A 12,547-nucleotide genomic window follows, 5' to 3' on the forward strand; every position below is an offset into this window, starting at 1 on the left:
GCGTCACTGACAAAACGGCGCGCGGGCTTTTCAGAACCTTGATTTAGCCGCCTATCTCCGCCAAGGGCTGGCCATGTCCGACATCGCACCACTTAGTTTTCAGGACCTGATCCTCACCCTCCATGATTATTGGGGCAAGCAAGGCTGCGCGATATTGCAGCCTTATGATATGGAAATGGGTGCCGGTACCTTCCACACCGCGACCACTTTGCGCGCGCTTGGCCCTGATCCGTGGAATGCCGCATTTGTGCAGCCGTCGCGCCGCCCGACCGATGGGCGCTATGGCGAAAACCCCAACCGGCTCGGCGCCTATTATCAGTATCAGGTGATTTTGAAACCAAGCCCGCCGGACCTTCAGGAACTGTATCTGGGCTCGCTCAAGGCCATTGGCATTGATCCGTTGTTGCACGACATCCGCTTTGTCGAAGACGACTGGGAAAGCCCGACGCTGGGTGCATGGGGCCTTGGCTGGGAAGTCTGGTGTGACGGCATGGAGGTCACGCAGTTCACCTATTTCCAACAAATGGGCGGGTTTGATTGCAAGCCGGTCTCGGGCGAGTTGACCTATGGTCTGGAACGTCTGGCGATGTACATCCAGAACAAGGATAGCATTTTCGACCTCGCGTATAACAATGCCACCGCGGATCGCCCGGCGATTACCTATGGCGATGTTTTCCGCGAAAACGAGCGGCAGATGAGCACCTATCATTTTGAGGTTGCCGACACCGACATGCTGTTCGATGCCTTTAAAAAGGCGACTGCGGAGTGCGAAAACTGCCTCGAGCGCAGCCTACCCATTCCCGCTTATGAACAGGCGATCAAGGCCAGCCACATCTTCAACATACTTCAGGCGCGCGGCGTGATTTCCGTGCAAGAACGCGCCAGCTATATGGGCCGCGTCCGCGACCTCGCCAAAGGCAGCTGCCAGGCATGGATGGAAAAGAACGGATGGACGGCATGATGGCGTCCACACAAAATCCTCCCCGAACCGGGGAGGGGGACCGCGCGAAGCGGGGTGGAGGGGGGGCTCAGCCCTTGCAACGCCCTGTCGTTTACAGCGCGCGCAAACTCCGCCGTGAAATGACTCTCCCTGAAGTCCTCCTTTGGGAACAATTGCGTGCTGGTAAGTTGGGCATGAAATTTCGTCGCCAACACCCAATCGGGCCGTACATCGCTGATTTTTATAGCGTGTCGGCAAAATTGGTTGTCGAGATTGATGGTGAGGCACATGACCGCGGGAACCATCCCCAGCGTGATGCGCTCCGCGACGCCGCCATGCAGGCTGCTGGTTTTAAGGTTCTTCGGATTGCTGCCGTTGATGTGCTGAAGGATTTGGACACTGTGCTACAAACCATTTGCGCTTGGACTGATAGCCCCCTCCACCGTGCAAGCACGGTCCCCCTCCCCGCAGGCGGGGAGGATTTAGCATGACCGATTTTCTGCTGGAACTTCGTTCTGAAGAAATCCCTGCGCGGATGCAGGTGAAGGCCAAGGAAGATTTGGCGCGCTTGTTCAACGACGCGCTGGCCAAGGCGGGGCTGGCTGCGGCTTCGGTTGAAACCTTTGCCACGCCGCGCCGCTTGGCGTTGATTGCGACGGGGTTACCGCTGGCGACAGACGCGGTTTCCGAAGAAACCAAAGGCCCAAAAGTCGGCGCGCCGCCGCAGGCGATGGAGGGTTTCCTTCGCAAAACCGGCCTTACAGAAGACCAGCTGATAGAACGCGATGGCGTGTATTTCGCGGTCGTAGAAAAGGCAGGGCGTCAGACCGCTGATGTTCTGGCTGAGGCGATTCCTGCGATTATTCGTGCGTTCCCGTGGCCAAAGTCACAACGCTGGGGCGCGGGGTCGGCTTCGACGGAAAGTCTGCGCTGGGTCCGCCCATTGCAAGGCATCGTCGCGATACTGGGCGATGATGTCGTGCCATGCGAAATCGAAGGCATCGTCAGCGGCACGGCGACGATGGGACATCGGTTCCACCACAGCGGCCCTGTCACTATTGGTAACGCAGGCGACTATGCTGAAAAGCTCCGCAATGCCCATGTCCTCGTCCATTTCTCCGAACGCTGCGCGCTCATTCGCGACGGCGCAAAGGCGGCTGCGGCCGCCGCAGGGCTGACGTTGGTTGAGGATGAAGGCCTGGTCGTCGAAAATGCCGGGCTGACCGAATGGCCCGTGCCCATGCTTGGCCGTTTCGACCCCGCGTTTTTGGAAGTGCCGCAAGAAGTCATTCAGCTGACCGCGCGTGTGAACCAGAAATATTTTGTCTGTCACGACAGCGCGGGCAAGCTTGCCAACGCCTTTGTCTGCACGGCCAACATTGATGCGCATGACGGCGGCGCAGCGATTGTTGCGGGCAATGAAAAGGTGCTCGCCGCGCGCTTGTCCGATGCCAAATTCTTCTGGGAACAGGACCTGAAGGTTGCGTTGGACGATCAGGCCACGAAGCTTGCGCAGATCACGTTCCACGAAAAATTGGGCAGCGTCGCCGACAAGGTCGAACGCGTTGCCAAGCTGGCGCGCTGGTTGGTCGAAGAAGGCATTGTCAAATCCTCCCCGGAACGGGGAGGTGGCGCTCGCGAAGCGAGTGACGGAGGGGGGGCTTCGCCTTCTACGTCACGTGATGCCGCCAACCCCCTCCACCATCCTTCGGATGGTCCCCCTCCCCGTGCCGGGGAGGAATTAGCGGACCAAGCCGAACGCGCGGCGCGGCTGTGCAAGGCTGACCTCGTCACCGGCATGGTCGGTGAATTTCCCGAATTGCAGGGCCTTATGGGCGGTTACTACGCCCGCGCACAGGGCGAAGCGGATGCTGTCGCCGACGCGGTCCGCGACCATTACAAGCCAGTCGGGCAGGGCGACGATGTGCCCACCGCGCCGGTCACTGTGGCGGTGAGCTTGGCAGATAAGCTTGATACGCTTGTCGGTTTCTTTACGGTCGGCGAAAAACCCACGGGCTCGAAAGATCCGTTTGCGCTTCGTCGTGCTGCTCTTTCCGTCATCCGTCTCATTACAGAAAATAACTATCGTCTCTCGTTGAAGAGAATGTTTGGGTTGGCATACGCGTTCCCTGCTTTAATTAAACCGTGGCCTGGAAGCAGCCCTAACGATGAGCTCCTGAACTTCTTCGCCGACCGCCTCAAAGTCCAACAACGCGAAGCGGGTGTACGGCACGATTTGATTGATGCGGTGTTTAGCCTTGGCGGTGAGGATGATCTTGTCCGGCTGCTCGCGCGGGTGAACGCATTGCAGGCATATATCACGACAGCCGAAGGCGCGAATTTGTTGGCGGCGTATAAGCGCGCGGCGAACATATTGAAGGCAGCGGACGGTGTTGACGCCGCTGCACCCGCTCCGGCGGATTTGGTTGCTGAAGAGCGTGCGCTCCTCACCGCGCTCGACACCGCTGCACCCAATGCCGCGGCCGCCGTCGATGCCGAAGATTTCGAAGGCGCAATGGCGGCGCTTGCCAGCCTGCGCGCGCCCATCGATGCATTTTTTGACGGCGTGATGGTGAACGACGAAGACCCCGCTAAACGGGCGTTTCGTTTGGGCTTGCTGGCAAGGTTCCGCGATGCGGTTCACCGGGTTGCGGATTTTGCGAAAATAGAAGGCTGACGGTTTCTCCCCGGGAATGCTGACAGACAATAAGGACTTAGCATGACCCAATATGTATTTCGTTTCGGTGGTGGTGTTTCGGACGGCGATGAAACCGTTCGCGGCAACAAAAATATCCTTGGCGGCAAGGGTGCGAACCTTGACGGCATGGCGTCGATTGGATTGCCTGTCCCCCCCGGCTTTACGATCACGACCGAGATGTGCACGGCCTATTACGCCAATGGCCAAAGCTTCCCCGACAGCGTGCGTGCAGAGGTTGCGGGCGGCCTTGCGCATATTGAACAGGTCACCGGCAAAGCCTTTGGCGATGCGGCCAATCCGTTGCTCGTGTCCGTCCGCTCTGGCGCGCGTGTGTCGATGCCCGGGATGATGGATACCGTTTTAAATCTGGGACTTAACGACCAAACTGTAGAAGGTTTGGCAACATCCTCTGGCGATGCCCGCTTTGCGTGGGACAGCTATCGCCGCTTCATTCAGATGTATGCCGATGTGGTGTTGGAACTGGATCATGGCGCATTTGAAGAAGCGCTTGAAATCGCCAAGGAAGACCAAGGCTATTATCTCGATACCGAGCTTTCGGCCGATGATCTGAAGGCGTTGGTGGCCGAATATAAGCGGCTGGTTCAGGCCGAATGGGGCAAGCCATTTCCGCAAGATGTGCATGACCAGTTGTGGGGCGCCGTTGGCGCTGTATTTGGTTCATGGGAATCCGACCGGGCAAAGGTCTATCGCCGCCTGAACAATATCCCCGGTGACTGGGGCACTGCGGTCAATGTGCAGGCGATGGTGTTCGGCAACATGGGCGAAACGTCCGCCACCGGCGTCGCCTTCACCCGCGATCCCGCAACGGGCGAGAATGCGTATTATGGCGAATATCTGATCAATGCCCAAGGCGAAGATGTTGTCGCGGGTATCCGTACCCCGCAATATCTGACCAAGGCGGCACGCGAGCGCGCGGGTGCCAAGCCCTTGTCGATGGAAGAAGCCATGCCCGCGGTATATGCCGAACTGGCGCGCGTGTTCGACATCCTCGAAACGCATTATCGCGATATGCAGGATATCGAATTCACCGTTGAGCGTGAAAAATTGTGGATGCTGCAAACCCGCTCGGGCAAGCGCACGGCGAAGGCCGCGTTGAAAATCGCGGTTGATATGGCCGACGCTGGCCTCATCACCACGGACGAGGCTGTCCTGCGCGTGGACCCGATGGCGCTGGACCAATTGCTGCACCCGACGCTGGATCCCGATGCCGTGCGCGATGTGCTGACCTCTGGCCTGCCAGCTTCGCCCGGCGCAGCTTCGGGCAAAATCGTGTTTGACGCGGACACCGCCGACAAATGGAAAGAGCGCGGCGAGTCCGTCATTTTGGTGCGCGTTGAAACCAGTCCTGAAGACATTCACGGCATGCACGCCGCAACCGGCATACTGACCGCACGTGGCGGCATGACGAGCCATGCGGCGGTTGTCGCACGCGGCATGGGCCGTCCTTGCGTATCGGGGGCTGGCAGCCTTCAGATCGACGCAGCGGCCAAAACGCTGCGCATTGCCGGACGGACGCTGCATGAAGGCGATATCATCACGCTTGATGGTTCCACCGGCGAAGTGATGGCGGGGGAAGTCCCGACGTTGCAGCCTGAGCTGGTGGGTGATTTCGGCACGTTGATGGTCTGGGCCGATGCCGGCCGCCGGATGAAAGTCCGCGCCAATGCCGAAACGCCATTGGATGCGCAAACGGCGCGCGATTTTGGCGCAGAAGGCATTGGCCTGTGCCGTACCGAGCATATGTTTTTTGATGCTGCACGCATTACCGCTGTGCGCCAGATGATCCTGGCGGACGATGAAAAGGGCCGCCGCGTTGCGCTCGACAAATTGCTGCCCGAACAGCGTAAGGACTTTACTGCCATTTTCGAAGTGATGGCTGGCCTTCCCGTCACCATCCGCTTGCTCGACCCGCCATTGCATGAATTCCTGCCACATCAGGAAAGCGAATTTGCCGAGGTTGCTGCGGCTGCCGGTGTCGGTGTGGAAGTGTTGAAACAACGCGCGGCGGAACTGCACGAATTCAACCCGATGCTTGGCCATCGCGGGTGCCGCTTGGGCGTGACCTATCCTGAGATATACGAGATGCAGGCGCGCGCGATATTTGAAGCGGCCTGTTCATTGGCCGTTGCACCGGTTCCTGAAATCATGATCCCGCTGGTTGGCACGCGCCGCGAGCTTGAGCTGATGAAGGATGTTGTCGACAAGGCTGCCGAAGCTGTCTTTGCCGAACAGGGCAAGCGCATCGAATATCTGGTCGGCACGATGATCGAACTGCCGCGCGCCGCATTGATGGCCGATGAAATCGCTGAAGTCGGCAGCTTCTTCAGCTTTGGCACGAACGACCTGACGCAGACCACATTGGGCGTCAGCCGCGATGATGCCGCACGGTTCCTGACGCATTATGTCGACAAGGGCATTTACGCCCGCGACCCGTTTGTCAGCTTGGATGTTGAAGGCGTTGGCCAGCTGATCGAAATTGCCGCCAACAAAGGCCGCGCGACGCGTCCTGAAATCAAGCTTGGCATTTGCGGCGAACATGGCGGCGATCCGGCGTCGATTGCCTTTTGTGAAAAGGTCGGCCTCGATTATGTCAGCGCCTCCCCCTATCGCGTGCCTATCGCGCGACTGGCGGCAGCGCAGGCGGCGCTTGCCAGAAAGTAATCTTTTGTTCTAACCTTCGTTCGAGGGAGAGCATTATGAAAACATGGCACCGATTTGCGGCATGTATCGCATTGGGCTTAGTTGGCGGCGCGGCCTTTGCTGTGCATCAGGTTCGCGGCGATTACGCAGATAAGCAGGTCCACAACGGCCAATGGAGCGCGAATACCGATCAGGGAACCGCATCAGCCTCGGCTTTGACGCGCGCGAAGGTTGCACTGAACGGTCTTCTGGCATTGCCGGCCAAAGAGGCGATGTATTTTATCACCCGCACCGACAGCGAAGGGCGCCCTTTGGAAGGTCGCTGCACATATACTGTCACAGGCGGCGAGCTCGATGCGCGCTGGTGGAGCGTAACGCTTTACAAAGGCGAAGGCTGGCTTGTGAAAAATGCCGCGAACCGCTGGTCCGTCGCTGGCAATGCGCCAGCCCGTGACGCGCAAGGCAACTGGTCATTCACCGTTTCGCCAAATCCGACCGAAGGTGTCTGGCTGCCCACAGGACGGACGCCGCATTTTGATCTGACCTTGCGCACTTATCATCCGCGCGGCGCGTTGTTGAACGATCCCGCAAACGCGAAACTTCCCACCGTTACCAGAGAGGCATGCGCATGATACGCAACTGGATGTTCCCTATCATCGCCGGACTGCTGGTGTCCGCGTTCGCATGGCAAGGCGTTTTGTTCGCGACCCCCTATGCGCTGATGTCAAAAGCGATGGATGTTATCGGCGCGCGCGCGCCGGCAAACAGCTTTGCATTTGGCGCACTGGCAAACGCGGACAATCAACCGATTGTCCGGCCAAGTCCTGACCTTGTCTATTCGTCCTGCGTTTTTGATGTTTCAAAGGGGCCCGTGCTGGTCGATGTGGCGTCGGTACCGGGTCATTATTGGTCGGTGAGCATATTTGACGCCCGTACCGATGTCGCCGCTGTCCGCAGCGACCGTGATACGGGTGGAAAGCGTGCCCGTCTTGCATTGATCAAAACCGGGCAGACTGCGCCACAGGGTTATGAGCCGGTAAGGTTGCAATATGATCGTGGCATTGCCTTGATCCGGATATTGCTCTCCAGCCCGGCCGAATATCCGGTTGTGGATGCCATCCGCAGAAAATCGACCTGCAAGCAGCTTTAAGGTTCAAATTAGCTATTGCACAACGGAAGGCACCACCCTAATAGCCGCCTTCCAGTGCACCCGTAGCTCAGCTGGATAGAGCATCAGACTACGAATCTGAGGGCCGGGCGTTCGAATCGCTCCGGGTGCACCACTTTTCTTCTCTCTGAATACAGAGACGCCTCACAATGACCGCAAAATCCAAATCTGCCATCGTCCTCTTGTCCGGTGGCCTCGATTCAATGGTTGTTGCCGGCTTGGCGCGTGAGGCGGGCTATGACCTTATCGCGCTGACCATCGATTATAACCAGCGTCACAGGATTGAGCTTGATAGTGCAGCGACCATCGCCGCGCATTTGGGGGCGATTGAACATATCGTCCTGCCGTTGGATCTGACACGCTTTGGCGGCTCCGCGCTGACCGCGGACATTGCTGTTCCCAAAGAGGGCGTTGAAGAAAACGCCATCCCCATCACTTATGTGCCTGCGCGCAACACGATATTCCTTTCCTTATGCCTTGGCCTTGCCGAAGCACGCGGCGCGCGGGATTTGTGGATTGGCGTCAATGCGCTCGATTATTCGGGCTATCCCGATTGCCGCCCGGAATTCATCCGCGCCTTTGAAGGCATGGCCAATTTGGCCACAAAGGCGGGTGTTGAGGGCGATCATTTCAGCGTCCACACGCCGTTGCTGCACATGAGCAAGGCGGATATCGCCACGCAAGCGGCGCGGCTTGGCCTTGATGCGGGCATGAGCTGGTCCTGTTACGATCCTACGCCCGATAACAAAGCCTGTGGCCGCTGTGACAGTTGCCGTTTGCGGGCCAAGGGCTTTGCTGATGCGGGATTGCCCGACCCCACCGTTTACGCATGAGCTACGCGGTTAAAGAGATTTTCCTGACGCTTCAGGGCGAAGGCGTCCATGCGGGTCGCCGTGCGGTGTTTCTGCGTTTTGCCGGATGCAATTTGTGGACGGGCCGCGAAGAAGATCGCAGTTCAGCCATTTGCCAATTTTGCGATACCGATTTTGTCGGCATGAATGGCGAAAATGGCGGGCGTTATGACGCGGCTGACCTTGCGGCAAAAGTTGCGGCTTTGTGGGGTGAGGGCACGCAATCGCGCTATGTCGTGATAACCGGCGGCGAACCCATGTTGCAGGTCGATGATGCGATTATCGACGCATTGCATGCGCACGGGTTTCAGATCGCCATTGAAAGCAACGGCACTATCGCGGTCCATCCGGGCATTGATTGGGTCTGCATCAGCCCCAAGGCAGGATCCGACGTGGTCCAACATCATGGCGATGAACTGAAACTCGTCTGGCCGCAATTGGCGAGTGATGTGGACCGCATGGAGGAATGGCAATTTGCCCATTTCCTCATCCAGCCCATGGATAAAGGCGACGCGGTGTTGAACGCGGCGAGCGTCGAGGAAGCGACACGCTTCGTCATGAACCGCCCAAAATGGCGCTTATCCTTGCAAAATCACAAGATTTTAGGGCTGCCATAGCGCTTGGTAAATATGCTTGAAACCTGTTCCCAAAGATGACAGTCTCATGACGGGAAGAGGAGAGCAGGAAAATGGCAAAAGCCGAACAAGCGCAAATGCGCAGTTATAAAAGCTATGCAAAACGTATGTCCGACCATGTCGCCTTTGCGCTGGTGGTCTACACATTGGCACTGATATTTTTGGTGACGCCCACCATTGAATCGCGTGGCACGTCGATTTTCCCTTATTTTGTCTTGGTCCTCTTTGTGGCTGCAGTCATTCCGCCATGCCGCAATATGGAGCGTCGCTGGCAGGCGCTGGATGCCGTTGCGTACGATAGTGAGGGTCTGCACACGCATTATGTCGCGGACCGGTTGAAGCTTTGGGCTGCTGCTGTGGCCATTCCGGCAATTTTGGCGGTTTTGTTCACGGTATTTTGAAAGCCGCTTGATTGACGCTGTAACGGCCCGCGCCTAAGCGGGAATCATGCTTAAACCTCAAGAAGCGCTTGATCGCGCGCACAATCTCGTTTCCCAAGCCATTAAAGCCGGCGCCGATGCCGCCGATGCCGTATATGTGTGTGACGCATCTACGGACGTTCAGGTGCGGCTGGGCCAGTTAGAGGATGTGGCCCGATCCGAAGGCGAAGACATTGGCTTGCGGGTTTTTGTCGGCCAGCGGTCGGCAACGATTTCATCGTCCAACATGAACCCCGATATTCTGGCCGGCCTAGTTGCGCGCGCGATCGACATGGCGAAAGAAGCACCCGAAGACCAATATGCGGGCCTTGCGCCGCACGACCGGCTGCTCACGGGCGCAATTCCGGACTTCGACGGCGATGATGGCCAAGACCCCGATCCTGCACAGCTTCGCGCAGCAGCGCTTGAATGCGAAGATGCCGCACGCGCCGTTCCCGGCGTCACCAACAGCGAAGGCGCTGGCGCAAGTGCGTCGCGCTCGATCTTTGCGCTGGCCACCAGCCATGGCTTTGCAGGCGTGAAATCGGGATCAGGCTATGGCATATCGGCCAGCGTGCTATCGGGCGATGGCGATGCCAAGGAACGCGATTATGACTGGCGCTCGGCCCGGCATCTTGCCGATCTCGCCAGCCCCGCCAGCGTCGGCACGCGTGCCGGTGAACGCGCCGTCAAGCGGTTGAACCCCGGCACCATCAAAAGCGGACAGATGCCCGTGGTCTTTGACCCGCGCGTTGGCAGTTCTTTTGTCGGGCATTTGCTGGGTGGGATTAGCGGCTCGGCCATTGCCCGCAAAACAAGCTTCCTGCTGGAATCGCTCGGCGCGCAATTGTTCGACAGCGGCATATCAATCATCGACAATCCGCATGTGCCGCGCGGGCTTGGGTCGCGCGCCTTTGATGGCGAAGGCCTGCCCACCGCGCGCCGTGCGATCATTGAAAAGGGCGTTTTGACCGGCTGGTTGATGGAAAGCGCATCGGCGCGGCAATTGGGATTGGAACCCACCGGCCATGCGAGCCGCGGTGTGAGCGGAGCCCCCGGCGTCAGCCCATCGAACGTGCATTTGGAAGGCGGCAGTGTCAGCGTTGCCGAACTGATCGCGGACATCAAACATGGCGTTTACGTGCATGAACTGGCTGGGCAGGGCGTTAATCCTGTGACGGGCGATTATAGCCGCGGTGCCGCCGGTTTCCTGATCATCAATGGCGAAATTGCCGGACCCGTGAGCGAATTTACCATTGCCGGCAATTTGAAGGATATGTTTGCCGCGATGACCGCCGCGAACGATCTGGAATGGATCCGCAGCATTAATGTGCCCACCTTGCGGATCGACGGCATGATGATCGCAGGTGCCTGAACGCCAGCTTGATAGAGACGCCGTCATCGCAGCCACGCAGGAAGCTGCGGCATTGGCGTTTGCCAGCTGGCGCGACGGCGCAGTGCCCGATGCCAAGGTGTGGGAAAAGAGCCGCGACAATTTCGTGAGCGAAATCGACATGGCCGTCGACGCGTTGCTGGCCACGCGTTTGCAAGCGATTTTGCCCGAGGCGGCATGGTTGTCCGAAGAGACGCTGGATGACCCAAAGCGGCTGGATGCGCGGCTGTTGTGGCTGGTCGACCCCATTGACGGCACCCGCGATTATGTGCGCGGACGCAGCGGATGGTGCGTGTCGGTTGCCTTGGTGGCCGATGGCATTCCGATCTTTGCGGTGATGGCCGCTCCGGCTGAAGACAAAATCTGGGTCGCTGCACGGGGCGAAGGCGTGACGTGCAACAATGCGCCGCTGTCGGGCAGCACGCGATTGGATTTCACCGGATCACGCGTGCCCGCCGACGAATTGCCACGGCTGGATGTGGACCTTGTGACGGTGACCAAGCCCAACAGCATCGCAATGCGGATGACGATGGTCGCCTGTGACCGCGCCGATTTGGTCGCAACGCTGCGCTGGGGCAATGAATGGGACATCGCCGCTGCGCATCTCGTCGCGCAGGAAGCGGGCGCAGTCGTGACCGATGCGCTTGGCGGACCGATTTTATATAATAAGCGCAAGCCGTTGGATTTCGGCCTGATCTGCTGCGCGCCGGGGATACATGCGGCTGCGGTGGAGCGCTTGTCGGGGCGCGCGGCGCGGTTGTTAGCTGCGTCCTGACTTTGGGCAGATGGCGCGTTGAGACCACTTCAGCGCCACGAATCCTTCGGCGCTAAACCCTCGCCCGCGTCCACAAAGCGTCGCGGTCCATATCACGCGGGTTGTTCGCAACAGCATCGACAAATGCCTTGCGCACCCAGCGAAACTTTTCAGGCCGGCTGGTGAAAATCCTTTGGTCCCACGCGTGGCTATCGGCGGCGCGGACTTTGCGCGCGATTTCGCCATAAATCCCTGCGGCGGATAGCACGGCCCAGCGTGCGCGCAGCGGCAGATGCGCCGCGCCGACACGTGCCGACGCTTCATATTGCTCGGCCTCGTCCGCCAGCCAACGGCCCATCAGCGCCAGTTTTTTGCGGTTATGCGGCTTCATATGCTCACCCGGCCCGATATCGAGCATCGCCAGCCAATCATCGGGCAAATAGCAACGTCCGGCGGCGTCATCTTCCGCAATATCCCGCGCAATGTTGGCGAGTTGAAAGGCGAGGCCAAGGTCGCAGGCGCGGTCGAGCGTGGCGTCATCATCCGCCGGAACGCCCATCACCACGGCCATCATCACGCCCACGGCGCCCGCAACATGGTAGCAATATTGGTACAGGTCGCTTTCGCGGCGGGGGTGCCAGTCGGCGGCATCCAGCGCGAAGCCTTCGATCACATCCTCTGCCATGCGCGCTGTAATGCCACATTCCCGCGCGACAACGCCCAGGCAGTCAAACGCAGGCTCACCTGAGGGCATGCCCGCCAGCGCTGTTGCGGTGAGCGTGCGAATGGCGGCAAGGCTTTCCTGAGGGTCGGTGACCGCCGCCATCGCGCCGCCATGGTCTTGACCATCGGCCATATCATCGCATTTGCGGCACCACGCATACAACAGCCAAACCCGCTCCCGCGTTATGCGGTCAAACAACCGGCTGGCGAAACGGAAGGACTTTGAACCCCGCGATATGCTGTCCTGCGCAAATTGAACAAGGGCAGGGCGATCAAATTCAGCCACGGCAAAAATCTGTGCAAGG

The 12,547-nt window shown here is 59.0% G+C and carries 12 protein-coding genes and 1 tRNA gene; 12 read left to right on the forward strand and 1 reads right to left on the reverse strand.

Translation table 11 applies throughout. The annotated features are described in order from the left end of the window. Positions 1-73: 73 nt before the first annotated feature. From GGR91_RS02660 to GGR91_RS02715, 12 genes are all read left to right on the forward strand, one after another. A complete protein-coding gene (locus GGR91_RS02660) occupies positions 74-961 on the forward strand; it encodes a glycine--tRNA ligase subunit alpha (RefSeq protein ID WP_183939798.1) in 888 nt (295 codons plus the stop codon). Beyond that, positions 961-1,431: an endonuclease domain-containing protein gene (locus GGR91_RS02665; RefSeq protein ID WP_183941520.1), complete on the forward strand. Its 471-nt coding sequence runs from the start codon at positions 961-963 to the stop codon at positions 1,429-1,431. Before GGR91_RS02660 ends, GGR91_RS02665 begins: the two co-directional genes overlap by 1 nt. Then, a complete protein-coding gene (gene glyS / locus GGR91_RS02670) occupies positions 1,428-3,617 on the forward strand; it encodes a glycine--tRNA ligase subunit beta (RefSeq protein ID WP_183939800.1) in 2,190 nt (729 codons plus the stop codon). Before GGR91_RS02665 ends, glyS begins: the two co-directional genes overlap by 4 nt. A 42-nt stretch (positions 3,618-3,659) precedes the next feature. Beyond that, positions 3,660-6,320 carry a pyruvate, phosphate dikinase gene (gene ppdK, locus GGR91_RS02675; protein WP_183939802.1) on the forward strand — a complete coding sequence of 887 codons (2,661 nt, stop codon included), beginning with the start codon at positions 3,660-3,662 and terminating at the stop codon, positions 6,318-6,320. Between the two features lie 35 nt (positions 6,321-6,355). After that, positions 6,356-6,931: a DUF1214 domain-containing protein gene (locus GGR91_RS02680; protein ID WP_183939804.1), complete on the forward strand. Its 576-nt coding sequence runs from the start codon at positions 6,356-6,358 to the stop codon at positions 6,929-6,931. Further along, positions 6,922-7,449, forward strand: a complete 528-nt coding sequence (locus GGR91_RS02685; RefSeq protein WP_183939806.1) for a DUF1254 domain-containing protein — start codon at positions 6,922-6,924, stop codon at positions 7,447-7,449. The genes GGR91_RS02680 and GGR91_RS02685 overlap by 10 nt, the downstream gene beginning before the upstream one ends. A gap of 56 nt (positions 7,450-7,505) precedes the next feature. Continuing rightward, positions 7,506-7,582 (forward strand) — tRNA-Arg (locus tag GGR91_RS02690). A gap of 34 nt (positions 7,583-7,616) precedes the next feature. Then, positions 7,617-8,300, forward strand: a complete 684-nt coding sequence (gene queC / locus GGR91_RS02695) for a 7-cyano-7-deazaguanine synthase QueC (protein WP_183939808.1) — start codon at positions 7,617-7,619, stop codon at positions 8,298-8,300. Beyond that, a complete protein-coding gene (gene queE, locus GGR91_RS02700) occupies positions 8,297-8,935 on the forward strand; it encodes a 7-carboxy-7-deazaguanine synthase (RefSeq protein WP_183939810.1) in 639 nt (212 codons plus the stop codon). Before queC ends, queE begins: the two co-directional genes overlap by 4 nt. Before the next feature lie 71 nt (positions 8,936-9,006). Continuing rightward, positions 9,007-9,354: a hypothetical protein gene (locus GGR91_RS02705; protein ID WP_183939812.1), complete on the forward strand. Its 348-nt coding sequence runs from the start codon at positions 9,007-9,009 to the stop codon at positions 9,352-9,354. Between the two features lie 46 nt (positions 9,355-9,400). After that, the gene (locus GGR91_RS02710; RefSeq protein ID WP_183939814.1) at positions 9,401-10,747 is read left to right on the forward strand and encodes a TldD/PmbA family protein; all 1,347 of its coding nucleotides are present in this window, start codon (positions 9,401-9,403) and stop codon (positions 10,745-10,747) included. Next, positions 10,740-11,540, forward strand: a complete 801-nt coding sequence (locus GGR91_RS02715) for an inositol monophosphatase family protein (protein WP_183939816.1) — start codon at positions 10,740-10,742, stop codon at positions 11,538-11,540. Before GGR91_RS02710 ends, GGR91_RS02715 begins: the two co-directional genes overlap by 8 nt. Positions 11,541-11,592: 52 nt before the next feature. Here the strand turns inward: GGR91_RS02715 and GGR91_RS02720 are convergent, their stop codons facing one another. Beyond that, positions 11,593-12,537 (reverse strand): phytoene/squalene synthase family protein, encoded by a 945-nt coding sequence (locus GGR91_RS02720; protein WP_407698399.1) that lies wholly within the window; start codon positions 12,535-12,537, stop codon positions 11,593-11,595. Positions 12,538-12,547: the final 10 nt, after the last annotated feature.

The sequence above is a fragment of the Sphingorhabdus rigui genome, from assembly GCF_014196595.1.
Classification (GTDB): Bacteria; Pseudomonadota; Alphaproteobacteria; order Sphingomonadales; family Sphingomonadaceae; genus Sphingorhabdus_B; species Sphingorhabdus_B rigui.

Bases quoted from the DNA above. Each gene is read 5' to 3' on its own strand.
- glyS (WP_183939800.1), top strand. From the start codon at position 1,428: ATGACCGATTTTCTGCTGGAACTTCGTTCTGAAGAAATCCCTGCGCGG.
- GGR91_RS02660 (WP_183939798.1), top strand. From the start codon at position 74: ATGTCCGACATCGCACCACTTAGTTTTCAGGACCTGATCCTCACCCTC.
- ppdK (WP_183939802.1), top strand. From the start codon at position 3,660: ATGACCCAATATGTATTTCGTTTCGGTGGTGGTGTTTCGGACGGCGAT.
- GGR91_RS02710 (WP_183939814.1), top strand. From the start codon at position 9,401: ATGCTTAAACCTCAAGAAGCGCTTGATCGCGCGCACAATCTCGTTTCC.
- GGR91_RS02705 (WP_183939812.1), top strand. From the start codon at position 9,007: ATGGCAAAAGCCGAACAAGCGCAAATGCGCAGTTATAAAAGCTATGCA.
- queC (WP_183939808.1), top strand. From the start codon at position 7,617: ATGACCGCAAAATCCAAATCTGCCATCGTCCTCTTGTCCGGTGGCCTC.
- queE (WP_183939810.1), top strand. From the start codon at position 8,297: ATGAGCTACGCGGTTAAAGAGATTTTCCTGACGCTTCAGGGCGAAGGC.
- GGR91_RS02680 (WP_183939804.1), top strand. From the start codon at position 6,356: ATGAAAACATGGCACCGATTTGCGGCATGTATCGCATTGGGCTTAGTT.
- GGR91_RS02665 (WP_183941520.1), top strand. From the start codon at position 961: ATGGCGTCCACACAAAATCCTCCCCGAACCGGGGAGGGGGACCGCGCG.
- GGR91_RS02685 (WP_183939806.1), top strand. From the start codon at position 6,922: ATGCGCATGATACGCAACTGGATGTTCCCTATCATCGCCGGACTGCTG.